This window comes from Acidaminococcales bacterium, from assembly GCA_031290885.1.
In the GTDB taxonomy this organism is placed as follows: Bacteria; Bacillota; Negativicutes; order Acidaminococcales; family JAISLQ01; genus JAISLQ01.
The window spans coordinates 1-23395 of sequence record JAISLQ010000035.1; the positions used below are offsets into that span (position 1 = coordinate 1).

The window sequence follows — 23395 nt, forward strand, 5'->3', positions numbered from 1 at the left end:
GCCCGGCGCTTGTCAAGTGGTTTTTGCAATTTGCCGGTTTTGGAGATTGCGCTTTTCCCGCGTGCGCGAGAAAGTTTTTATATCGCGTTTGCGCGAAGGCGATTTAACTTCGGCGGCGGCGCGCGCGCGGCACGATAATCGGCGACGCGGCTTTCCAGTTCAAGAAGTACCCGATAAAGCAGATGGAACTGATGTGGAACATCGCAAGGGGCGGCTCTTATGGGCAGAAAGCGAGGATGTTCGCGCCGTTTCTCCTTTTGGCCGGGTTTGGGCAGTTCCCGTTTGCGGGCGCGGTCGGAAGTTTGCTGGGGCTGTTGCTAAGCCCGTTCTTCGACGACGGGTTCGAGCCGGAGGCGGACATCCCCCGGCTGCTGGCCGAATGGGCGGGAAAAGACCCGGCAAAACGCGCCTTGGCGGGCTTTTGCGGCGGTTTGTCAAGAAAGGCAAAAGCATTGGCGATTTGCCGCCGGAGCTAATCGCGCTGGCAGCGCAATGGAACAACAACCTGCCGCGGAAGATGCTCGGGTATCGAACGCCGGCGGAGGCTTTTGCCGCTGAACCGGCAAATATAGAATCCGCATGGCGCGATTTCTGCGCCGCTGCAATTGACATATTGCTTTTTGGCGGCAACCATGTTACTATAAAACAAAAACATTTGGTTGATTGGGAAGCGCCAAAGGCCAGATATAGATATATATCTGGCCTTTGGCATTTTTTGCGTTGTTCGGCGCAAGCGGGGCTTGCGCGAAATTCATCAAACGGCAGGGGGACGAAACGATGGACATTAAAAGAATACGGGAAATTCATCCGTGCTTTGGAGCAAAGCACAACAAAGGCAGAATGCATCTGCCTGTTTGTCCCGCCTGCAACATTGAGTGCCGTTTTTGCAGCAGGAAGATAAACGCCGAGGAAAACCGGCCGGGGGTAACGGCTTCGATAATCAAGCCGCAGGATGCCGTTTTCTATGTGGAACGGGCGGTCAGGCTTTGCCCCGACATAACGGTAGTGGGCATTGCCGGGCCGGGGGACTCGCTGGTTACGGACAACGCGCTGGAAACCTTCCGGCTGATTGGGAAAAAATTTCCCCAGCTGATAAAATGCATGAGCACCAACGGCCTCTTGTTGAGCGAGAAAGCAACGGACGTCATCGATGCGGGCGTGGATACTCTGACCGTAACCGTTAACGCGGTGGACCCGAAAATCCAGGCCGAAATAATCGGCGGGATAGTCTTTCACGGCCAGCGCAGGGAAGGCGCCGAAGGCGCCAAAATTCTCATTGAAAACCAACTGGAGGGCATTGCGAAGGTAACCGCCGCCGGCGTCAAAGTAAAGGTCAATACCGTGCTGATCAACGAGATAAACCTCGCGCACGTAAAGGAGACGGCCAAGGCGGTGGCGGAAGCGGGAGCGTCCCTGTACAACATCATACCGCTGATTCCTCAGCATGAGCTGTCCTATTGCCGGGAACCGTCGTGCGAAGATATCGGCAAAGCGCGGAAAGAGGCGGGAGAATACATAGAACTGTTCCTGCATTGCCAAAGATGCCGCGCGGACGCGGTAGGCATCCCGGGCGGGCGCGATTTCAGCCAGCAAGTCTATTTTGGGCAGTTTGCCGTAAAGGAAACATTTTCGCACGGCTGATTGATTGCGGACGGGGGCGGCATTTGCGGTTCCCGCGCGGCTGCGGGCGGCAAGGGCTTTCCCGGGCAGGGAAAGCCCTTGCTTATTTCGGCGCCCGCCCTTCTAAAGGGCGGGCGCCGAAATTGAATGTCCCGGCAGTCAAGCACACCCCCAAGAACACCGTCAGCCCCCCGGCCACCTGCGAAACTTGTATCCCGCCGCCGGACAGCAAGCTGAAAAGCGCGGCAAAAACAGGCATCAAGTTCATGAAAACGCCAGCTTTGGCCGCCCCCACGCCCCGAACGCCGATAATCCAAAAAACATAGGAACAGACGGAAGGAAAGACGACGATAAACAAAATTATGGCGGCGGACTTAAAATTCAGCCAGGCGGGGTCAATTCCCTGATAAAAAGCCAAAGGCGCGGTCATGGCGCTAGACGCCAAGGACGCCGACGCCGCCACGGCCAGAGGCGGCGCGTTTATCAATTTTACTATAATTGTGTACGTTATCCATATAACGACGGCCAAAAGCATCAAGACATCGCCCCTGTTAAACTCAAGCGCGAGGAAAACCGCGAAGTCGCCTTTGCTCAGCACGACAAACACGCCGAGCAGCGAAAGCACGAATCCGGCGGCCTGGCGCTTCAATACCCGCTCTTTCAATATGGCGACCGACGCGGCGGCCAGGGCGGAAGGGGCAAGCGTACTTATCAGGGTGGCGTTTAGCGGGCTCGTATAACTTAACGCCGAGTAAAGCGTCAAATTGTAAGCCGTAAGGCCCAGAAAGGAACTTAGCGCCAGGATTTTCCATTGCGACAGGACATCGCGCCATACAGGTTTTTCCACCGCGCAAGAGAGCGGGAAAAGCAGGAACATGGCAAGAAACCAGCGCCAGAAAGTCATCCAGGCCGGCGGCATGTACGCGACGAGGACATTCCCGGCAATATAGTTGCCGCTCCAAAACAGGCAGCATAAAGTCAGAAGGACATAGCTTTTTGTATGGCTCACGTTACCTCAGAGATTGTAGGGCCTGTCAACGCTGCCGTGCCCAGCTTGTGGCGGATTTTTCGCCCTGCTTTGCCCCAAATTCTCGCTGAACATAGGGGTTTGCCTGCGTTTTGCGCCGCGCGGGGCGAAAAATTCGCTCAAAATCATGAACATTGCGGATAGTGCCAACAGGCTCTGAAATTATTTCCGCAGCTAACCGCCGAAAGCCTGTTCAAGGTCGCGCACAAGGTCGCCCACGTCTTCTATTCCGACCGACATTCGGAGCAAACGATCGTTTATGCCTTTGGCTTCGCGCTCTTCTTCCGGCACGTCGGCATGTGTCTGCAGCATGGGATAAGTGATGAGGCTCTCGGTACCGCCCAAGCTTTCCGCGTACTGAAATACCCTGACGCGTTCCAAGAGGCGGACGGCGATGGCGGCGCTTTTGGCCTCGAAAGATATCATGGCGCCGAAACCGCTGGCCTGCCTGCGGGAAACCTCGTACTGCGGATGCGTTTTGAGGCCGGGATAATAAATGTTTTTGACGTAAGGCCGCTCTGACAGCCAGGCGACAATTTTTCCGGCGTTTTCTTCCTGGCGCTCAACGCGCAGGGCCAGGGTTTTAATGCCGCGGATGAGCAGCCAACTGTCAAAAGGCGAAAGACAAGCGCCGGTCGTTTTGTAAATAAACCGCATCCGTTCGGATGTTTCGGCGCTTTTAAACACCAAAAAACCGGCCAGGGTATCATTGTGCCCGCCCAAATATTTCGTCCCGCTGTGCAAAACAATGTCGGCCCCTAATGCCAGCGGCCTTTGCCGGCAGGGCGTCAGGAAAGTATTGTCGACTACGGTCAGGATGTTTCTTTGGCCGGCGATTTTCGCCACCGCGGCTATATCCGTAACCTGCATCATGGGGTTGGTGGGCGTTTCGATAAAGACCGCCTTTGTTTTCGGCGTGATGGCCGCTTCCACCGCCTCCGCGTCCGATGTATTCACAAGGCTGAATTTGAGGCCGTTTTTGACCGAAATGTTAAAAAACAGGCGGAAAGAGCCGCCGTACAAATCATCGGACACTATGACGTGATCGTCCGGGGAAAACAATTCCATCATGGCCGTAAGCGCCGCCATGCCGGTAGGGAAAGCCAGCGCATCCGTGCCGCCCTCCAGGGCGGCGATCGTTATTTCCAGATGCTCCCGGGTCGGGTTCTGCTGGCGGGAATAGTCATAACCGGTGCTTTTCCCGACGCCTGGGTGGGCAAAGGTCGCGGATTGAAAGATGGGGACGCTGATTGCCCCTGTCGTGTCGTATTTTTTTCTTGAACCATGTACGCAAAGTGTTTTTAAATCCATTTCCCGCTCCTTCGATTTTCGCGCGAACGCCGCCGGGCGCGAAATTTATATATTAAGCATATAGGACTGTTCCATCCGCTGTTTTTCCGAGAAATCCAACAGCGCCTGCACGGTTATTTTGTCAAGGAATTCCCTGACTACGTTGTCAAGGGGCCGGAACACAATGTTTTGCAAAGCTATTTCAATTTCCGGCGCTTCTTTGCCGACGGAGGCGTCCGTCGGCTCCACCAGCATGGCCTCGACCGCCGACAGCACGTTCCAAGCGGAAACGCTCTGCGGCGGGGAAGCCAGGAGATAGCCGCCGTGCGAGCCTTTGGTGGAAAGCAAAAGTTCGCTTTTTTTCAATTGCGCAAATATCTGCTCAAGATATATTTTGGAAATTCCTAATTTTTGCGCGATCGCAATTACCGCGACGGTTTCTTTGTTTCGCGAACTGCGGGCTATTTCCACGATCGCCGCAAGCGCGTATCGCCCTTTGGCCGATATCCGCATGACAACCCCTCTTATCCGTTTTATAATAAAGGACGCAAGCTGGCCGGAAATTTCCCGCGTCAAGTTAGGTTTTGCATCTTAAACGATAAACAATTTTGCGCAAAATGTCAATTGCATATAATACATATATATTAAATATATGATCGGCGCGCCGGCGTTTCGCCGCCGGCCGGGCGAAAAAAATAGCAGGGCGAGCCTCCACGCGGCGGGAATTGCTTTCCTCCCGGCCCGGGACAGCTTTCCCTTTGTTTTTCGGTTACCTTGTTTCGTAGATTTTTGCGTTTGTCTCGCCCGCCATCATTTCCGCCCGTTCTTTTTTGAATTTCAGCAAATGTTCGGACTCAAGGTGCAGGGCCAGGGCGCTTTTGCTTTCCCACTCTTCGACATAAATAAGTTCGCGCTCGTTTTCCGTGCTTTTATAAAGCGTATAGCTGACGTTGCCCTTTTCCGCGCGGGTGGCGGCGACGACCGGCCGCGCCCTTTCAATGAATTCCGCTTGCCGTTCCGGTTTGACCGACATCTTGGCCAATACTACTACCATAGGAAACGCCCCCTTCATATTTTCCGCCGCGTCTGCCGCGCCGCCGGCAAAGCCGGACATCGGCCGGGCGCGGCGCGGCAGACCTTTGTCCGCCCCTATATCGCAAAAGCCCGTCCTGCCGGGGCGCGGCTATTTTCGCCGGTCCGCCAATTCATGCAGCAACTGGTTGGGCTTTATGTCATGGTAGGCCAAAAGTACCAGGCAATGGTACCAAAGGTCGGCCATTTCGTAAATTATTTCCCCCGCCGCATGGTTTTTAGAGGCGATAATGGTTTCCGCCGCTTCTTCGCCGACTTTTTTCAGTATTTTGTCTTGCCCGGCGTTAAAAAGATATCTGGTGTAGGATTTTTCGTCTCCGGCCCGGCGCCGCTCGGTTATCGTCAGATAAAGATCGTTAAGGAGCGCCGGCATGCTTTCGGGCGCGGCCGCCGGCAATTCCGGCTTGTTGGCGGACTGCCACAGAAGGTTGGCGAAACAGGAAAAACTGCCCTTGTGGCAAGCGGCGCCGGTCTGTTCCACCATGAGCAAAAGAGCGTCGGCGTCGCAGTCGTAACTGATGCTGCATACTTTTTGCACGTTGCCGCTGGTCGCGCCCTTGTTCCACAGTTCTTTGCGGCTGCGGCTGTAAAACCAAGTGTAGCCTGTCTCCACGGTTTTTTGCAGGGATTCTTTGTTCATGTAGGCCAGCGTCAGCACGGCCTGGCTGCTTATATCCTGCACTATGGCGGGAACAAGGCCATCCTGGTCAAATTTCAACATGTCCGCCGTAAAATTCATAAACGCACCTCTACCTCCCGTTCTTTAAGGTATTCCTTTACCGCGCGCACGCTAAAGTGCCCGTAATGAAAGACCGAAGCGGCTAATACGGCATCCGCCCCGCCCGCAGTCAAAACATCGTAAAAATGTTCCAGCGCGCCCGCGCCGCCGGAGGCGATGACCGGCACGGAAACGGCATCGGCGACCGCGCGGGTCAATGCTATGTCATAACCGTCACGGGTGCCGTCGGCATCCATGCTGGTCAGCAATATCTCGCCCGCGCCCAGCTCAGTTTCCTTGGCCGCCCACTCCAGGGCGTCGATTCCCGTCGGCGTGCGCCCGCCATTGATGAATACCTCCCAATGGCCGTCGCCCGCGCGCTTGGCGTCCAGCGCCAACACCATGCATTGGCGGCCGAACAAATCCGCTCCGCGCGCGACCAACCACGGATCCTTGACGGCGGCCGTGTTGAGGGATATTTTATCCGCGCCCGACTTGAGCATATCCCGCATATCGTCCACAGTCCTTATGCCGCCGCCCACCGTGAGCGGCATGAACACTTCGCCGGCCGTTTTGCGCACAACGTCGTACATAGAACGGCGCTCCTCGAAGGAAGCGGTGATATCCAAAAAAACCAGCTCGTCCGCTTTTTCCCGATCGTATTTTTGGGCAAGCTCGACCGGGTCGCCGGCGTCGCGCAGCCCGATGAAATTTGTGCCTTTGACTACCCGCCCCGCTTTGACGTCCAGACAAGGGATTACGCGTTTGGCCAGCATGGGGTCATTCCCCTCTCGCCGCTTTGATCGCGTCCGCGAGGCTCAATATTCCCGTATAGATCGCCTTGCCGATAATTACCCCTTCTATGCCGTCGGCTTCGTATTTTTTAAGCCGCTCTATGTCCGCGAGGCTGCTCGCCCCGCCCGAGGCGATTACCTTGAGGCCGCTCCCGCGCGCTATGCGGGCGGCTTCTTCGGCGTTTATTCCCGATAGTTTGCCGTCGCGCTCAATATCGGTGAAGATTATCCTCTGAACGCCCGCGTCGGCCATTTGTTTGGCCAATTCATCGGCTTTCACGCCGCCGGACTTGCTCCAGCCCTCGACCGCGACTTCATTGGCGCGCGCGTCGATGCCCACGGCTATCTGCTCCCCGTATTTTTGGCAGGCCTCTTTGACCAAGGCGGGATTGCTTATGGCGACCGAGCCGAGAACCACCCTTTTTATGCCGAACTCCAACATGGTTTCTATGGAAGCAATGTCGCGCACCCCGCCTCCGAACTGTACGGGCACGTTCGTCAGATAAAGCAATTCACGAATGGTTTCAATGTTTTTGCGCACGCCGGTCAAAGCGCCGTCCAGATCGACCAAATGCAGATATTCGGCGCCTTCCTGCTGCCACTTGATCGCCATTTCCCCGGGGATGTCGGAAAAAACCGTTTGTTGGTCAAACCGTCCCTGGGTAAGCCGGACGCATTTTCCGTCCTTGATGTCAATAGCGGGAAAAACAATCATATTTTCACATCCTTAAAATTACTCAATATCGTCAAGCCAGCCTCGCCCGATTTTTCCGGATGAAACTGCGTAGCCCATATATTGCCGCGAACAACCGCCGCAGTTACCGTCGCGCCGTATTCCGCGCTGGCCGCTATGATGCCGCGATCAAGCGGCTCGGCGTGATAACTATGTACAAAATAAACATACTCTTTAGCCGGCAATCCGCAAAAAAGAGGGGTTTCCGCGCGAAAATCAAGGCAGTTCCAGCCGATCTGCGGTATTTTCAGGCCGCGGTCCGGCAGCCTCCGCACCATGCCCGGCAGGATGCCCAGGCCGGGCACTCCCGGGGATTCTTCGCTGCCGTCGAAGAGTATCTGCATGCCTACGCAAATGCCCAAAAATGGACGGCCGGAACGCGCGTAATCTTTGACCGTTTCGGCCAGGCCACATTCCGAAAGGTTTTTCATGCAATGGCCAAAAGAACCCACTCCCGGCAAGATCAGCCGGTCGGCGGCGGCGACCGCCGCCGCGTCGGAGGATACGGCGGCCTTGGCGCCTACTTTTTCCATTGCCTTAGCCACGCTGTGCAGATTGCCAACTCCGTAGTCCACTATGACGATCATGCCAAGATACCTTTGGTGCTCAATATCCCGTCTATCCTCTCGTTAAAGGCGGCCGCCCGGCAGAGCGCCCGGGCAAAAGCCTTGAATACGGCCTCCGCCATGTGGTGCGCGTTCGCGCCATATAAAAGGTTGACATGCAAAGTCATCTCGGCCTTGCTGGACAGGGCGCGAAAAAACTCCTCAACCAAAGCAAAATCAAACCCGCCGGCGGACGGGGGAAATTTCGCGTTGAAAACCAGATATGCCCGTCCGCTCAGATCGACCGCCGCATGTGCCAGCGCTTCGTCCATCGGCACAAAAGCGCTGCCATAACGATTTATGCCCGCTTTGTCCCCTAACGCCTCTTTCAGGGCGCTTCCCAGCGCTATGCCGCAATCCTCCACCGTGTGATGCGCATCCACCGCCAAATCGCCCCTGGCCTTGACGGTCAAGTCAAACAGGCCGTGTTTGCCCAAAAGCGTCAGCATGTGGTCAAAAAAACCTATCCCGGTGTCAATGGCGGCAAAACCCCGGCCGTCCAGCAACCATTCAACGCTGACGGATGTTTCGGCGGTGTCACGTTTTAAAGAAGCTTGCCTCATGGTTTTCTCCTTGCTTTAAAAATTCTTTTGGCCGCATAGGGCAACCGCTGGCGAGATGCTCAGGCGGAAGGTTTTTCCGCCTGGGCGCCGGCAATATTTTTCGCGGCCCCAAAAGGGCGCGCAAAGGCCGGATTTATCACGGAAGGCGAAAAAGCGGCCGCCGCGCCGGATTACGGGAGGCTCCCTTTTATCGCGGCAAGGGCTTTTTCATTTTCCTCATAAGTCCCGATGGTCATCCGCAAACCGGCCAGGGCGGGATTGCCGCTGAAATCGCGCACGAAAACGCGCCGCCCGGCAATGTTTTTCGCCAAAACGGCGGTTTCGTCCGGCCCGCCCGCGCGGAAAAAAAGGAAATTGGCCGCCGAAGGGCAGACTTTTAGGCCGAGCGAACAGAGACGTTCGTAAACGCGGCCCCTTTCCTTCGCAATCGCGCGCGCGATTTGGGCGTAAAGCTCCTTTTGCGCGTAAACCGCCCGCGCCAGGGCCAGCGACAGGACGTTTACATTGTAGGGCAAAAGGGCTTTGCCGAGCGCCTGTATTATCCGCGCGTCGCCGGACGCCATGTAGCCTACGCGCAAGCCCGCCAATCCGTACGCTTTGGAAAAAGTACGCGAAACGGCGATGTTTTTATATTCATTGAGGCAAGGGAGCAAAGAAGAACCTTCCGGCGCAAATTCCATATACGCCTCGTCGACCAAGACAGGGCAGCCGGCGCTTTCAGCCGTCCGCTTCAGCTCGGCCGCCGGATAGAGGTTGCCGGTGGGATTGTTGGGGTTGCAGATGATCATTACGGCAGGGCGCTCTTTGCGCAGAAAAAACCTCAAACGGTCAAAATCCAGCGAAAAATCGTCCTCCAGCGCAAAAGGAAGGTCAATTCCGCCCGACAGCGCCGCGTAAGTCTTATACATGGAAAAGGAAGGGTGGAGATAGGCGATCTTTCTTCTTGCGCCGCCGAAAGCGAAGCAGGCGGCGCAAAGCAATTCGCTTGAACCGTTGCCCACCCTGACGTTGGCGGCGCCTACGCCCGCGTCAGAAGATAGCTCCTCTCTGAGGGCGGCCGCGTCTATTTCCGGATAGCGATTGAAACTCAAAGTTTTGATTTTCTCCCGCAACGCGCCGACGAGGCTTTCCGGCAACGGCCAGCTGTTTTCGTTGGCGTTCAGCAACAGGCCGTCCGCCTGCGGGCCGCCTTGATAAAGGCTGATCCTGTCCAATCCGTCCCTTTCCTCTACGTCATAATCATATTGTGGCATTTTCTTCCCCTTCCAGCCGCGCTTTCAGCGCACAGGCGTGCGCGTCCAGGCCCTCGGCCGCCGCGAGGCGGATGACGTCCGCCGCCGCTTCCTTGCAGGCCCGGCCGCTATAGGCTATGATACTGGTCTTTTTCATAAAAGTTTCAACATTGAGCGCGGAACAAAAGCGGGCGGTGCCTCCGGTCGGCAGCACGTGGTTTGGCCCGGCGAAATAGTCGCCCAGCGGCTCGGGCGAATACTGCCCGAGAAAGATCGCCCCGGCGTGCCGCAAATAAGGCAAAAGGGCAAAAGGCGCCCGGGTCGCGACTTCCAAATGTTCGGGCGCGTAAAGGTTGGCGAACTTGACCGCCGCGCCAAGGTCCTTTACGATGACGATCCGCCCCTGCCCCGACAGGGAAAGGGCCGCCGTTTCCTTTCGCGGCAGGCCGGCCAGGCGCTTTTGCGCACTTTCTTTGACGCGCCCGGCCAGATCGCGGCTGTCCGTAACCAAGATCGCCGCCGACAGCGGGTCATGCTCGGCTTGGCTCAACAAATCGGCCGCCATCCAGGAAGGGTTGGCCGTATCGTCGGCAATGATCAATATTTCGCTGGGCCCGGCCAGCATGTCGATGCCGCAGTATCCGTAAACCGCTTTTTTGGCCAAAGTAACAAAAATGTTGCCGGGGCCGGTTATTTTGTCCACTTTAGGAACGGCGGCGGTGCCGAAAGCCATGGCGGCGATCGCCTGCGCGCCCCCTAACTTGAATATCCTGTTTACGCCGGTTTTTTGCGCGGCGGCCAGTACGTAAGGATTTACCGTGCCGTCCGCTCCCGGCGGCACGCACATGATAATTTCCCTGACGCCGGCCACCGCCGCCGGAACGGCGTTCATGATAACGGACGACGGATAAGCCGCCGTCCCGCCCGGCACGTATATGCCCACCCGGTCAAGCGGGGTGATTTTCTGCCCCAAAAGCGAACCGTGCGCCCGTTCGGTCAGCCAGGTTTTGGGAAGCTGCTCCTCGTGGAACCGCCGCACGTTGGCGATCGCCCGTTCCAGGGCGCCCACAACATCGCCGTCGGTTTTCTCCCGCGCCGCGGCGATTTCCCCCGGCGTAACTTCCATAGTGCCGGCCGTCAGCTTTGCCCCATCGAAAGCCTCCGTATAATAAATCGCCTTGGCGTCGCCTTGCCCGCGCACGTCCGCGACTATTTCCTCAACCACCCGCCGCGCGTCCCACTCCTGCCCGAAAACGGCCTTTATGCGGTCTTTCGCCCGGGGGGAAAGCGGTATTTCATCGAAGGCCGGGCGGCGCGCGATTTGCTCTAATTCAATTTCGGACGCGCCGGCGGCGTCTATTATTTTCATTTTATTATCTCCTCAACCAGAAGGCAACTGTCGGCGCATGGCGCCAAGAATAGAGTGGATACGCGCAAATTTCAGCTTGAAACTGGCGCGGTTGGCGATAAGGCGGGCGGTGGCGGCGTGAATGACGGCGATTTCATCCAGTTTGTTTTCCCGGAGCGTACGGCCGGTCTCCACGATATCGACGATCATTTCCGATAAGCCGACCATCGGCGCCAACTCTATGGAACCGTTAAGGTAGATGATTTCCGCCTGTATGCCGATCCCGTGGAAAAATTCCGCCGCGACGCGGGGATATTTGGTTGCAACGCGCAGATTGGCGTAATCGGTCAGCTTGCTGCGGCGCAGTCCCGCGGGAACGGCCAGCATCAGCCGGCATTTGCCAAACCCAAGATCCAAAAGCTCATAAATGTCCTTTTGTTCCTCCAGCAATACGTCTTTGCCGATTATGCCGATATCGGCCGCGCCGTACTCGACATAAGTGGGCAGATCCATCGGCTTGGTAATGACAAAGGAGAGCCCGGCCGCTTCGTTTTTTATCACTAATTTGCGCGAATCCTCCGACAAGCCCGGCGCGCCGTAACCGGCCTTTTCCAAAAGCTCCCTGCTTTGCGCGAACAGTTTCCCCTTAGGTAGGGCGATAGTAATGGTCTCCAGTTGAATTTCTCCCTTTAACAATTTAATGTATTGGTATGCTAACATAAAATTTTTCGCAAGTCAACTGTTTAATCGCCAAAGGCAGCCGGCAAACCGGCAGATCCGCCCGGCGCGGGGGCGCTTTGCCGCCCAAGATTGCGGCGGGTCGCGGAAGGACTATTTTTCTATATAAACCAAATCCCGCCCCCGCGCGCTTTCAAGGGCTTCGTCCGCCGTCTGCGCGCAAAAAGCCAGTTCCGCCCGCCGGCCTTGTGCCCGCAAATTGTCCGCGGCGGCCACCGCCCGGCCGAAAAACCCTTCCCGCCAAGCGACATACGCGCCGGGGGCGGAAGGTACGGCCGCGTTCCGGCGGCCCAGCGCGATCAGCAATCTGTCCACGCCGGCGGAAAAGCCTATGGCCGGGCAGCTTTCGCCGAAAAAGCGCATCATGTTGTCGTAACGGCCGCCGCCGCAAATGGGAAACCCCAGCCCGGGCGTATATCCTTCAAATACCATGCCGGTATAATAGCCGAAGTCGCGTATAAGCCCAAGATCGAAATCAATTGCGCCGGCCGCGCCGTAACTTTCCAGCATGGCAAAAATATTTTTGAGATTGTCCAGCGCCCGCGCGCTGGTTGGGTTGCCGGCCAGTCGGTAAGCTTTCTCGAGCGCCTCTTTGCCGCCGTGCAAAAGGGGCGCCTCCCGCAGACATTCCCGTAAAGCGGGGGGCAGGGCGCGCTCTGCGGCGAAGGCTTCCAGCCCGGCCAGGTCGCGGCCGGCCAAAAGGCTGCGGATGCGCTCCCCGTCGCGAGGGTCAAGAGAGGCGCTTTCCACCACTCCGTTTAAAAAATCCACATGCCCCATGTTGATTTTAAAATTGTCCAAACCGGCGTTTTTGAGGGTTTCCACCGCCAGCGCGACGATTTCGGCGTCCGCCGCGGCGCAGGGCGCCCCCAGCAATTCCACGCCGGCCTGGTAAAATTCGCATTGCCGGCCGGCCTGCGCCTGTTCGTAACGAAAGACGTTGGCAATATAAAAAAGCCGCCGCGGCCCGTCCGCGTCCCTCATCCGCGCCGAAACCAGCCGGGCGATCGGGCAGGTCATGTCAGGGCGCAGGATGAGCGCGCGCCCTTCGCGGTCAAAAAACTTGAAAGCTTGTTCGCTGAGCGTGCTGCTGTCGAAAGTTTCCAGATATTCAAAAGTCGGGGTTACCACTTCCTGATAGCCCCAGCGGGCAAAAAGCTCCGCCGCGCCGCTTTCCAGCGCGCGCTTGCGGGCCGCCTCGCCGATCAGGAAATCTTTTACGCCGTAAGGTATTTGCCAAACAAAGTTATTTTTGATCATCTTTTTTTCTTTTCCCGCCTTTTCCCCCGGCGTTTCCTAACCTCGACAAAGCCAGCTTGTAGCCGCCGGCGCCATAATAAAGGCAGCGTTTCACGCGCGCTATGGTGGCGGTGCTTACGCCGGTACTGTCGACTATATCGTCGTAAGTGTTGCCGATTTTCAGCATCCGCGCCACTTCCAGCCTTTGCCCAAGCGATTTGAGCTCGTTGACGGTGCAAATGTCTTCAAAAAATTTGTAACATTCACTTTCGGTTTTCAAAAGCAGCAACGCGGCGAAAAGCTGGTCCGACAGGGCGCCTTTCAATTTATTGGCGGCCATTTCACATCACCTCAAAAAAATATTTTGGGGCACGGTTTGGGGGAACATTTATATAAAGCCATTATAGCACAAAGTCAACCTTTGCGCTTTAACCATTTAAAGAAACGCAACCGGCGTATTCCCTGCCGTCCGCCGTCCCTTCGCGCTTCGCCTTGACAAAGCCGGGGCGGGCATGTAATATTTTGCATAAAGAACTATCGGCAACAGTAATTACGCTGTTTTGCAAAGAAGGCCGCCATGATTAAAATAGACAATCTGACAAAGACCTATACAAGCAAAGAAGGCGATATACAGGCGCTGAACGGCGTGTCCCTGCACATCGGCCGCGGCCGGATATTCGGCGTGATAGGCCAGAGCGGGGCGGGCAAATCGACCCTTGTCCGCTGCATCAACATGCTGGAGCGGCCGACTTCGGGCACGGTTACGGTTGACGGCAAAGACATGGGCGCTTTGGCGGGCAAGGGGCTTTTGCGCGCCCGGCAGGAAATCAGCATGATTTTCCAGCATTTCAACTTGCTCGCATCGCGCACGGTATTTGACAACGTCGCGTTCCCTTTGGAAATACAGGGATTAAAAAAGGCCGCCATAACCGAGCGCGTACTGCCGCTATTGGAACTGGTCGGCTTGCGTGAGCGCGCGCGGTATTACCCATCGCAGCTTTCCGGCGGGCAGAAACAGCGCGTGGGCATAGCCCGCGCCTTGGCCAGCCGCCCTAAAGTGCTGCTTTGCGACGAGGCGACTTCCGCCCTTGATCCGCAAACCACCAAATCCATTCTGGCGCTTCTAAAGGACATCAATAAACAATTTGACTTGACAATCGTCCTGATCACGCACGAAATGATTGTAATAAAAGAAATCTGCGATCAGTTGGCGATGATCGAAAACGGCCGCATCGTGGAAGAAGGAGGCGTACTGGAAGTATTTGCCAATCCTCGGACGCCCACGGCGCGGGAATTTATCGGTACGGCCCTCAGCCAGCATCTGCCGGATTTCCTGTCGAAAATCGGTCTTTCGCCCGTGCCGGTGGACGGCGGCAAATGGCTCGTCCAGCTGTCCTTTATCGGCGCATCCGCCAGGCAGCCCGTACTGTCGGGCGCCATACGCGCTTACAACGTGGACGTAAGCATCATTTGCGGCAATATAGACTATATAAAAGACACTCCTTTCGGCACGCTGGTCGCTGAAGTGTCGGGCAAAAAAGACGACATAGAATCGGCGCTTTCCTATTTGGGCCGGCAAAAACTGCGCGTGGAGGTATTGGGCTATGTCCCCTGAGCTTATCGGGCTGCTGTGGCAGTCCTGCCTGGAAACTTTCTATATGGTAGCGGTTTCGTCGATAGTGTCTTTCGCGCTGGGCGTACCGCTCGGCGTCCTTCTGACCGTAACCGGCAAAGGGCACATAAAGGAAAACTTAACGCTCAACCTGGGCGCGGGGGCGGCCATCAACGCCGTCCGTTCCACGCCTTTTATCATCCTCATGGTCGCGATCGTCCCTTTTACGCGCTGGGTTGCCGGCACTTCCATCGGCACGAGCGCCGCCATAGTCCCCCTGACCGTTTCCGCCACGCCGTTTGTCGCGCGGATAGTGGAATCTGCGCTGAAGGAAGTGCCGCACGGCGTGGTGGAAGCCGCCCTGTCCATGGGCGCCACCCCGCTGGAAGTCATATGCAAGGTGCTTTTGCCGGAAGCGCTTTCCGGCATCATCTTGGGGCTTACGCTGACGATCGTCAGCCTGATCGGCTATTCGGCCATGGCCGGCGTCATCGGCGGCGGCGGGCTGGGCGATCTCGCCATAAGGTACGGGTATCAGCGCTTTGAAGTAAACGTCATGATCGCCACCGTGGCCATTCTCATCCTTATCGTGCAGCTTGTCCAGTCGTTCGGCGACTTTTTGTCCCGCAAGACGGACAAAAGCCGTCTGTAGCCGTGGCGTACAGGCTAACCTTTGTGGCCGGGCTTTTGGCCGCGCTGTTTTTGGCCGGTTGCAAAGGTCAGGGCGGGCCGGTTTTAAAAGTCGGCGTAACGCGCGGGCCGCAAGCGAAAATCGTTGCCAACATAAAAGAGCGCGCCGGGCGGGAAGGTTTCTTTTTTGAAATAGTCGAGTACGGCACTTTTGAATTTGCCGCCAATTACATAAAAATTAACACGGACTTAAAAGAGGGGAAAATTGACCTTAACTGTTTTCAAAATCAACTCTGGCTGGAGGACGTCAATAAAAAACTGCCGGCGGATTTTGTCGCGGTCGGCCAATGCTATATAAACCCTATGGGCATATATTCCGTAAGGCACGCCGACCTGTCCGGGCTGCCGGCGGGTGCGGCGGTTTTTGTCCCGGACAGTTTCGCGGGCATGGCCAGGGCGCTTCTTTTGCTGGAAAGAGCCGGCCTTGTAACTTTAAAGCCGGCGGCCGGGCACGCGCCTGCCCTCGACAGCGTACAGGACAATCCGCTGCGCCTGAAAATAACGCCCATAGATGCCTCTTTGCTCAACGAGGGTCTGCTTGCCGGCGATCTCGCGCTGATCAGTTCCGGTTACGCGGCGGCGGCCGGCCTTGCGCTTAAAGACGCTCTCCTGTTGGAAGACGAAAGTTCGCCTTTCGTCCAGATCATCGTAACCGGCGCAAAGAACGCCCGAAACCCCGGGGTAATAAAATTCGTGGAATATTATCAGTCGCAGGCCACCCGGCGCTTTATCGAGGAAGAATACAAAGGCCGGCTTGTCCCCGCCCGGGCGCGTCCCGCTTCGCATGTTATTTATTCGTAAAATGATTTTCCCTTGGCAGGATTTTGCTGCTTTGTTATTGAATTATCGCAGTATGGGTTGTTTCAAAATTTTCAAATTATTTATCGAGGAGGAGCAAACATGAGAAAAACATTAGTCATCATCAGTATCCTTGCCCTTGTTATGTCTACTGCGGTCTGCGCTGGCGCCGTCAATCGGTCAGATTACTTCATTACCGTGCTGACAGGGCCTTCCAGCGGGATATATTTCCCGATCGGCGGCGCTTTCGCCACTTTTATCGGCAGCCTTGGCTACAAGACTTCCGCGACCGCCACCGGCGCTACCGCTGAAAACATCAACGCGCTGCAAACCGGCCAGGGCGAACTGGCCATTGCCATGGCCGATTCCGTGATACAGGCGGTAGAATCTTTCGGCGCTTATCAGGGCAAGCCCCCGGCCAAGGATCTGCGCGCCATGATGGGGTTGTGGCCGAATGTCTGCCAGATTGTTACCACCGCCGACTCCGGCATAAAGTCTTTCGCCGACCTTAAAGGCAAACGCATCGGCGTCGGCGCCCCCAATTCCGGCGTGGAACTTAACGCCCGCATGATGTTCGAGGCGCACGGCATGACCTATTCCGACTGCCGGGTTGACTATTTGAATTACGGCGAAGCCATTGACCAGATCAAGAACGGCCTGTGCGACGCCGCCTTCGTAACTTCCGGCTTGGGCAACGCCACCATTATGGAGCTTGGGACCAGCAAGAAGATTGCCTTTGTGCCGGTCGAGGGCGAAGGGCTGCGGAGACTGCTGGACAAATATCCTTTTTATATCGAATACGCCATTCCGGCCGCGACTTACGGCACGGACAAGGACACCGTAACCGCCGCCGTCATGAACATCATGCTGGTCGATGAAAAATTGCCGGCCGACGTCGTCTACGATCTGCTCACGAACATATACTCGCCGGCAGGACTTTCAGCCATCGGAGCCTCCCACGCCACGGCCAAAGCGCATATCCGCCTTGACACCGCCCTGCGTGGCATCAGGGGCACTTCGGTTCCCCTTCATGAAGGCGCGGCGAGATTTTACAAAGACAAAGGCGTGAATTAGAGCGCGGCGCAAGCAATGTTTGCGCGCGGATTTTTGGGACAGGGAAAGCGCCGGGGCGTTTTCCCTGTCGTGATTATATTTATGGCGCTTGCGCTGCTGCCGCCGTCGGCCTTTGGCGCGCGCGCACGGTTTATGCTTCGCGTTTATGATTGCAAAACGGGCAAGATTTATGCCCGCGCCCCCGCCCGGCCGGGCGGCAAGCTGTTCTTTGGCTGGGTACATTCCCTGGAGAAAATACCTTGGAATGAATATTACCATATTGACGCAAATGGCGATCTTATCCTCGATTCCATCACATTTCCGGCCTTCGGCGCGGGGATACCGGAAAACAAAGGCCGCGTCTGCTATGTAAAGGACGGGCTTATCCACATGGAAGAAATCGGGCAGAGATTCAGCGAACTTGTATGGCTCAATTCGCACACCGCCACGCGCGACATCGCGCTGAACGGCAGGCTTGTCGCGCGGGGGGACCAATTGCCGCAGCATACGAGGCTGCGCCTGGTCATCGAGCGAAAGAGGCGAATGAAAGAGGTAGTGAAAAATGGGACTTGACAAAGAAAAAAATAAATCCGGCGGACAGGAAAGCGGGACGGAAACCATCGCCATTGGCGGCGAAGGCGGCCCGCTTACGCAGGAACAGCAAGCGATCATCGAAAAATACGACAAAGAATCCAGTACGCGCACGCTGGGCAAAAGCTCTGCCGCCAAGATTTTCTACTGGGCTTGCATCGCCGTATCCCTCTATCATTTCATTACGTCTTTTATCGGCACGCCGGTGGTTCTCCAGCATCGCTCGCTGCATGTGGCCATGATGCTGGGGCTTGGTTTCATAATGTATCCTTTCGGGCAGAAAAGCAGCCGCAAAAAAGTTGCCTGGTTTGACTGGCTGCTGGTCATAATTTCCTTTCTCATCCCCCTTTATGTTTGGGGGGACTACAACGGCATCATAGAAAGGGCCGGGCGGCCGAACATGCCGGATCTTGTCGCCGCTACCGCCCTCGTGCTGCTGGTGCTGGAACTTTCGCGGCGCGTCGCCGGCTGGACTCTGCCCCTGTTGAGCGTTGTTTTTATAATCTACGGCCTGTACGGGCGCGGCCTGCCCGGAATGTTCAGCCACCGCGGCTATACTTGGCTGCAGCTTTCCAACCATTTTTTCGCGAATACCGAAGGAATTTACGGCACTTCGGTGAGCGTCGCCGCCAGTTACATCTTCTTGTTCATACTGTTCGGCGCGGTCATGGGCAAATCCGGCATGGGAAGTTTTTTTAACGACATTGCCATGGCGCTTGCCGGGCATACCAAAGGCGGCCCGGCCAAGGTATCGGTCATCGCCTCCGGGCTTTTGGGCTCCATCAACGGCTCGGCCGTGGCCAATGTCGTTACCACGGGCGCTTTTACCATACCGCTGATGAAGAAAACGGGTTATTCCAAAGAATTCGCCGGCGCGGTGGAAGCCTCCGCCTCGGTAGGCGGGCAGTTGCTGCCGCCGGTCATGGGGGCGGCCGCTTTCATCATGGCGGAAAACTTGGGCGTGCGGTATTCGGTGATCATCGTGCACGCCGCCATTCCCGCCCTGCTTTATTATCTTGGCATACTTATTCAGGTGCAGCTGCGCGCCTCCAAACGGGGGCTGGTCGGCCTGCCGAAAAGCCAGCTGCCGAAACCTTTGGCCGTGCTTAAAGACAAAGGGCATTTGATCCTGCCTATCGTTTTTCTTGTCTACATGCTCTTTTTCTCCGGCACTACCGTTTTATATTCGGCGGTATTGGCCATAGTGGCCACCATCGCCATCTCCTGCGTCAAACGCGCCACCCGCATGAGCGGCCGGGACATACTGGACGCTTTCGCGGAAGGCGCGCGCGCGACGGTTTCCGTGGCCGTGGCTTGCGCCTGCGTCGGCATTATCATCGGCGTTTCCTCCAAGACCGGCTTTGGCCTCTCCATGGCCAACGCCATCATCGCGCTGGGCAGCCAGAGCCTCCTGTTTACGCTGATTTTCAGCATGATCACCTGCATGATACTCGGCATGGGCCTGCCCTCCATCCCCGCCTATATAATCACGGCCACCATTGCCGCGCCCGCGCTCGCCAAACTCGGCATACCGGCGATCGCGGCCCACATGTTCGCCTTTTATTTCGCGATGTTCGCCAACCTTACGCCGCCGGTGGCGCTGGCCTCTTTCGCGGCCGCCGGGCTGTCCGGCGGCGACCCGATGAAAACCGGCTTCGCTTCGGTCAAACTGGCGATCGCCGGCTTCATCGTCCCCTATATGTTCATATATTCGCCGCAGCTCCTATTGATCAACACCGGCCTGGCCGAGGGGATCCGCGTCAGCGTCGGCGCCTGCATCGGCGTCTTGATGATCGGCGCGGCGGTCGAGGGCTATTTGCTGACCGGGCTCAACGCGCCGCTTCGGATGCTTTCTTTCGTGGGCGCGCTCTGCCTCATAAGCAGCGAGTTTTATTCCGACATAGTCGGTCTTTTGGTTCTTGTCGGCATCCTGCTTTTTCAATATTTTCTCAGCAAAAAGCAAAAGCCCGGCCAAAATTCGTAACCGGCGGCGCGCAAGCGCCGCCTTGGGGCAGACGGCATAAAAATTCGCCGCAGGCGGAAAGAGTGGGGATTACATGGGCCTGAAAATAATTGAGGCTCGCTGCAAAGGCTGCGGTATCTGCGTGGCTTTTTGCCCGAAACAAGTCCTTGGCATCAGTGAAATCGAAAAAGTCCAAATAGTGAACGGGGCGGCTTGCATAGCCTGCCGGCAGTGTGAAACCCGCTGCCCGGATTTTGCCATCTTTGTTGCCGAGCCCGCCTTGAAGCCCTGACCCGCCTTGTAAGGAAAAGCAAGGGCTATTTTCCCGCCGGCCGCGCGCGGCCGGCGGGCAATGAAAAGGAGCAAAATTGTGTCCAAGACCTTACTCATGCAAGGGAACAAAGCCGTGGCCGAAGGCGCAGTCGCGGCCGGCGCCGATTTTTTCGGCGGCTATCCGATCACCCCTTCCACTGAGATCGCCGAAGAGCTGTCCGCCCTCCTGCCGACTATTGGCGGGACTTTTATCCAAATGGAAGATGAAATAGCCGGCATCGGCGTTGCGCTCGGGGCATCGCTTGCCGGCAGGAAAGTCATGACCGCGACCAGCGGCCCGGGGTTTTCCCTGAAACAGGAACTCATCGGCTACGCCGCTTTGGCCGAAATACCGATCGTGATCGTAAACGTCCAGCGGGTGGGGCCTTCCACCGGGCAGCCAACCGCGCCGTCGCAGGGCGACGTTATGCAGGCGCGCTGGGGGACCCACGGCGACCATCCGATCATCGCCCTGACCCCGTCCAGCGTGCCCGAATGTTTCCGCCTGACCGTCAGGGCCTACGAACTGTCGGAAAGATACCGGACGCCGGTCATCTTGCTTATGGACGAGATTGTCGGGCATATGCGGGAAAAAGTCCAGTTGCCCCCTTATGCATCCATCCCCAGGCCGGAGCGCAAAAAGCCGCTTGTCCCGCCACAAGAATACAGAGCCTATTTCGGAGCGCAAGACGACCTTGTCCCGCCGATGGCCGCTTTCGGCAGCGGATACCGCTGGCACGTTACCGGGCTGGTTCACGACGAATACGGCTTTCCCGACAGTTCGGGCAAAGCGACCAAAGAATTGCTCGATCGGCTGTTCGCCAAAATAAACGATCACCTTGACGATATTGTGGAAACGGAAGAATATAGGCTGGAGGACGCCGAGTGTGCCTTCGTCGCCTACGGCGGCACCGCCCGCACGGCGTACGCGGCGGTGGACATGGCCAGGGAGGAAGGCATAAAGGCCGGCCTTTTGCGGCCGATAACCATCTGGCCGCTGGCCGAAAAACAGATCAAAGACTTAGGCGGGCGGGTGAACCACATCATAGTGGCGGAAATGAACCGCGGCCAATACGTGCTGGAAGTGGAAAGGGCCGTCGCGGGGCTTTGCCCGGTAACTCTTTGCGCCAAATACAATAACGAGGCCATCGCCCCGGCCGAACTGCTGGCGGCGCTGCAAAAGACAAAGCGACATGCCGGGGGGGCTTGACAAATGTCCATGGAACAACTCATAGAAAAATATTTCCGGCCCGGCCGCCTGCCGCATATCTGGTGCCCGGGCTGCGCCAACGGGATCATCACCGGCGCGCTGGTCAAGGCCATCGACCGCGTCGGGCTTGAAAAAGACAATACGGCCGTGGTCGCGGGCATAGGCTGTTCCAGCCGGGCCTCCGGCTACCTTGATTTCAATACGGTACACAGCGCGCACGGGCGCGCCCTGCCTTTCGCCACCGGCATAAAGCTGGCGGCGCCCCAAATGGCCGTCATCGTCATCACCGGCGACGGCGATGCCGCAGCCATAGGCGGCAACCACTTTATACACGCCGCTCGGCGCAATATCGACCTGACGGTGCTTTTATACAACAACAGCACTTACGGCATGACCGGCGGCCAATATTCCCCGCTCACCCCGACCAATTCCAAAGCGGCCACCGCGCCCTACGGAACCGTTGACCGGCCGTTTGACTTGGCCGCCCTCGCCCGGGGCGCGGGCGCGACTTTCGTGGCGCGCGGCTCGGCTTTCCACGCCCCAATGCTGGCGGACCTGATCGCGAGCGGCATACGGCACAAAGGTTTTTCCCTCATCGAAGCCGTCGCTTCCTGCCCCATATCCTACGGGCGCCAGAACAAGCTGGGGGACGCCCCCGCCATGCTCAAATGGCAGCGCGACCACGCCCTTCCCGCCGATGCCTATGAAAAACTAAGCGATGCGCAAAAGGCGGATAAATTCCCCATCGGCGTGCTTTATCAGGCGGACGCGCCCGAATATACGGAAGAATACGCGAAAATAATCGCCCGCGCGCAAAAAGGGGGGCTTTAATATGCGGCAAATAAGATTGTCCGGCACAGGCGGGCAGGGGCTTATCCTGGCCGGGATCATCCTGGCCGAAGCCGCCGTCCTTGACGGGCGCCTGGCGGTGCAGTCCCAGTCCTACGGCCCGGAGGCGCGGGGCGGCTCCTCAAAGTCAGAAGTGCTTATCGATGCCAACCCTATTCATTACCCCAAAATAACCCTGCCGGACACGGTCCTGGCCATGAGCCAGGAAGCATGCGACAAATATACCGGCGATCTGCCGGAGGAGGGGCTGCTCATAACCGACAGCCTTTTTGTCGCCAGACTGCCAAAGCGGCGGATCAAAACCGTCCTCAGCCTGCCGATCACCCGCACGGCCAAAGAACAGCTTGGCAAAGTCCTGTTCGCCAACATAGTGGCGCTCGGCGCCTTGGTGGAAATTACCGGCTGCGTGTCCGCGGGCTCCTTAAAAAAAGCGGTGCTGGCCAGGGTCCCCAAGGGCACGGAAATACTTAACGAAAAGGCCATGTCCCTGGGCGCGGGGCTGGCGGGCGCCGGCGGTTAAGCGGCAAGGCGCGCGAAGGGCCGGCCGGGGGGCAAAACAATAGAAAACAGCGCCAAGGGAAAAAGCCGAGGGCCGCAAGGCCATCGGCTTTTTCCCTTTCGCCTGCCGCGATTTTGACCGGCGGGCGGCATTGGCCGGCATTGGCGCGGAAAAACAAAAAGGCAAAATAAATTTGTTTTAAATACTTAAGTTCTTCTTCGCCGCGCACGATATATTAAGCAGAACAAGGCAAAAGCCGGGGCGTTCTTCTGGCCAAAGAAACTTCCCCGGTCAGTTTTCAGAAACAACGAACAAAAACATTATGGATGGAATTTAAAATTCAAGGAGGATTGCATCATGCCATCAGTTATAAACCACAACATCCCGTCCCTGACCTCGCAGAGGTACTTAGGGGTCAACAACCGCGCGGCGGAAAAATCTATGGCGCGGCTCGCGTCGGGGCTTAAGATCAACAGCGCGGCGGACGACGCGGCCGGCTTGGCGATATCGGAAAAAATGCGCGGACAGGTGCGCGGGCTTGACATGGCGAAAAAGAACGCCCAAGACACTTCTTCCCTTATCCAGATCGCGGAAGGGGCGCTGGACCAGACGCACGCCATTTTGGGGCGCATGAGGGAACTGGCGGTGCAGGCGGCCAACGACACCAACACCGACGACGACCGCAACGAGATCGAAGGGGAAATCAAGCAGCTGAAGAAAGAGATCGACCGTATCGGCAACTCCACGGAGTTCAACACCAAGAAGCTCCTGGACGGCTCGCTGAAAGGGGCGAAGGACTCCGTCAGGGGGCGCCTGACC

At 57.1% G+C, this 23395-nt stretch carries 27 protein-coding genes; 13 read left to right on the top strand and 14 right to left on the bottom strand.

Annotated features, from left to right (window positions below; all coding sequences use genetic code 11):
- Window positions 1-191 precede the first annotated feature (191 nt).
- Both LBO03_04155 and LBO03_04160 read left to right on the top strand, forming a co-directional pair.
- A complete protein-coding gene (locus LBO03_04155; protein MDR3348784.1) occupies window positions 192-476 on the top strand; it encodes a hypothetical protein in 285 nt (94 codons plus the stop codon).
- Window positions 477-777: 301 nt separating this feature from the next.
- The gene (locus LBO03_04160) at window positions 778-1641 is read left to right on the top strand and encodes a radical SAM protein (protein ID MDR3348785.1); all 864 of its coding nucleotides are present in this window, start codon (window positions 778-780) and stop codon (window positions 1639-1641) included.
- An 82-nt stretch (window positions 1642-1723) separates the two neighbouring features.
- Here the strand turns inward: LBO03_04160 and LBO03_04165 are convergent, their stop codons facing one another.
- The 14 genes from LBO03_04165 to LBO03_04230 form a co-directional block, all read right to left on the bottom strand.
- The gene (locus tag LBO03_04165) at window positions 1724-2629 is read right to left on the bottom strand and encodes a DMT family transporter (GenBank protein MDR3348786.1); all 906 of its coding nucleotides are present in this window, start codon (window positions 2627-2629) and stop codon (window positions 1724-1726) included.
- Between the two features lie 192 nt (window positions 2630-2821).
- The gene (locus LBO03_04170) at window positions 2822-3958 is read right to left on the bottom strand and encodes a PLP-dependent aspartate aminotransferase family protein (GenBank protein ID MDR3348787.1); all 1137 of its coding nucleotides are present in this window, start codon (window positions 3956-3958) and stop codon (window positions 2822-2824) included.
- 45 nt (window positions 3959-4003) lie between these two features.
- Window positions 4004-4450 (bottom strand): Rrf2 family transcriptional regulator, encoded by a 447-nt coding sequence (locus LBO03_04175; protein MDR3348788.1) that lies wholly within the window; start codon window positions 4448-4450, stop codon window positions 4004-4006.
- A 256-nt stretch (window positions 4451-4706) separates the two neighbouring features.
- Window positions 4707-4991 (bottom strand): antibiotic biosynthesis monooxygenase, encoded by a 285-nt coding sequence (locus LBO03_04180; protein ID MDR3348789.1) that lies wholly within the window; start codon window positions 4989-4991, stop codon window positions 4707-4709.
- Between the two features lie 129 nt (window positions 4992-5120).
- Window positions 5121-5768, bottom strand: a complete 648-nt coding sequence (gene hisIE / locus LBO03_04185) for a bifunctional phosphoribosyl-AMP cyclohydrolase/phosphoribosyl-ATP diphosphatase HisIE (protein MDR3348790.1) — start codon at window positions 5766-5768, stop codon at window positions 5121-5123.
- The gene (hisF, locus tag LBO03_04190; GenBank protein ID MDR3348791.1) at window positions 5765-6523 is read right to left on the bottom strand and encodes an imidazole glycerol phosphate synthase subunit HisF; all 759 of its coding nucleotides are present in this window, start codon (window positions 6521-6523) and stop codon (window positions 5765-5767) included. Before hisF ends, hisIE begins: the two co-directional genes overlap by 4 nt.
- A gap of 4 nt (window positions 6524-6527) precedes the next feature.
- Complete coding sequence (gene hisA / locus LBO03_04195; GenBank protein ID MDR3348792.1) at window positions 6528-7256, bottom strand: 1-(5-phosphoribosyl)-5-[(5-phosphoribosylamino)methylideneamino]imidazole-4-carboxamide isomerase; 729 nt, start codon at window positions 7254-7256, stop codon at window positions 6528-6530.
- The gene (hisH, locus tag LBO03_04200) at window positions 7253-7861 is read right to left on the bottom strand and encodes an imidazole glycerol phosphate synthase subunit HisH (GenBank protein ID MDR3348793.1); all 609 of its coding nucleotides are present in this window, start codon (window positions 7859-7861) and stop codon (window positions 7253-7255) included. The genes hisA and hisH overlap by 4 nt, the downstream gene beginning before the upstream one ends.
- On the bottom strand, window positions 7858-8442 hold the full coding sequence (hisB, locus tag LBO03_04205) for an imidazoleglycerol-phosphate dehydratase HisB (GenBank protein MDR3348794.1): 585 nt from the start codon (window positions 8440-8442) through the stop codon (window positions 7858-7860). The genes hisH and hisB overlap by 4 nt, the downstream gene beginning before the upstream one ends.
- A 170-nt stretch (window positions 8443-8612) precedes the next feature.
- Window positions 8613-9695, bottom strand: a complete 1083-nt coding sequence (gene hisC, locus LBO03_04210; GenBank protein ID MDR3348795.1) for a histidinol-phosphate transaminase — start codon at window positions 9693-9695, stop codon at window positions 8613-8615.
- A complete protein-coding gene (gene hisD / locus LBO03_04215; protein MDR3348796.1) occupies window positions 9682-11043 on the bottom strand; it encodes a histidinol dehydrogenase in 1362 nt (453 codons plus the stop codon). The genes hisC and hisD overlap by 14 nt, the downstream gene beginning before the upstream one ends.
- A gap of 12 nt (window positions 11044-11055) precedes the next feature.
- Window positions 11056-11742 carry an ATP phosphoribosyltransferase gene (gene hisG, locus LBO03_04220; GenBank protein ID MDR3348797.1) on the bottom strand — a complete coding sequence of 229 codons (687 nt, stop codon included), beginning with the start codon at window positions 11740-11742 and terminating at the stop codon, window positions 11056-11058.
- A gap of 111 nt (window positions 11743-11853) precedes the next feature.
- Window positions 11854-13020, bottom strand: a complete 1167-nt coding sequence (gene hisZ / locus LBO03_04225; protein ID MDR3348798.1) for an ATP phosphoribosyltransferase regulatory subunit — start codon at window positions 13018-13020, stop codon at window positions 11854-11856.
- Window positions 13007-13339 carry a hypothetical protein gene (locus LBO03_04230; protein ID MDR3348799.1) on the bottom strand — a complete coding sequence of 111 codons (333 nt, stop codon included), beginning with the start codon at window positions 13337-13339 and terminating at the stop codon, window positions 13007-13009. Before LBO03_04230 ends, hisZ begins: the two co-directional genes overlap by 14 nt.
- Before the next feature lie 237 nt (window positions 13340-13576).
- Between LBO03_04230 and LBO03_04235 the strand changes: the two genes are divergently transcribed.
- The 11 genes from LBO03_04235 to LBO03_04285 all read left to right on the top strand — a co-directional run.
- The gene (locus LBO03_04235; GenBank protein MDR3348800.1) at window positions 13577-14614 is read left to right on the top strand and encodes a methionine ABC transporter ATP-binding protein; all 1038 of its coding nucleotides are present in this window, start codon (window positions 13577-13579) and stop codon (window positions 14612-14614) included.
- Entirely contained in the window at window positions 14604-15263 is a 660-nt protein-coding gene (locus LBO03_04240) for an ABC transporter permease (protein ID MDR3348801.1), read from the top strand. Before LBO03_04235 ends, LBO03_04240 begins: the two co-directional genes overlap by 11 nt.
- Before the next feature lie 2 nt (window positions 15264-15265).
- Window positions 15266-16102: a hypothetical protein gene (locus tag LBO03_04245; protein ID MDR3348802.1), complete on the top strand. Its 837-nt coding sequence runs from the start codon at window positions 15266-15268 to the stop codon at window positions 16100-16102.
- Between the two features lie 99 nt (window positions 16103-16201).
- Entirely contained in the window at window positions 16202-17173 is a 972-nt protein-coding gene (locus LBO03_04250; protein ID MDR3348803.1) for a TAXI family TRAP transporter solute-binding subunit, read from the top strand.
- Window positions 17174-17242: 69 nt separating this feature from the next.
- A complete protein-coding gene (locus LBO03_04255) occupies window positions 17243-17725 on the top strand; it encodes a DUF1850 domain-containing protein (protein MDR3348804.1) in 483 nt (160 codons plus the stop codon).
- Complete coding sequence (locus tag LBO03_04260) at window positions 17715-19727, top strand: TRAP transporter permease (GenBank protein MDR3348805.1); 2013 nt, start codon at window positions 17715-17717, stop codon at window positions 19725-19727. The genes LBO03_04255 and LBO03_04260 overlap by 11 nt, the downstream gene beginning before the upstream one ends.
- A 73-nt stretch (window positions 19728-19800) precedes the next feature.
- On the top strand, window positions 19801-19998 hold the full coding sequence (locus LBO03_04265) for a 4Fe-4S binding protein (protein ID MDR3348806.1): 198 nt from the start codon (window positions 19801-19803) through the stop codon (window positions 19996-19998).
- A gap of 78 nt (window positions 19999-20076) precedes the next feature.
- A complete protein-coding gene (locus LBO03_04270) occupies window positions 20077-21228 on the top strand; it encodes a 2-oxoacid:acceptor oxidoreductase subunit alpha (GenBank protein ID MDR3348807.1) in 1152 nt (383 codons plus the stop codon).
- Window positions 21229-21231: 3 nt separating this feature from the next.
- Window positions 21232-22059 carry a 2-oxoacid:ferredoxin oxidoreductase subunit beta gene (locus LBO03_04275; protein ID MDR3348808.1) on the top strand — a complete coding sequence of 276 codons (828 nt, stop codon included), beginning with the start codon at window positions 21232-21234 and terminating at the stop codon, window positions 22057-22059.
- Window position 22060: 1 nt separating this feature from the next.
- Window positions 22061-22597 carry a 2-oxoacid:acceptor oxidoreductase family protein gene (locus LBO03_04280; GenBank protein MDR3348809.1) on the top strand — a complete coding sequence of 179 codons (537 nt, stop codon included), beginning with the start codon at window positions 22061-22063 and terminating at the stop codon, window positions 22595-22597.
- A 336-nt stretch (window positions 22598-22933) separates the two neighbouring features.
- Window positions 22934-23395: flagellin (locus LBO03_04285; protein ID MDR3348810.1), on the top strand; the 462-nt coding region annotated here is incomplete at its 3' end.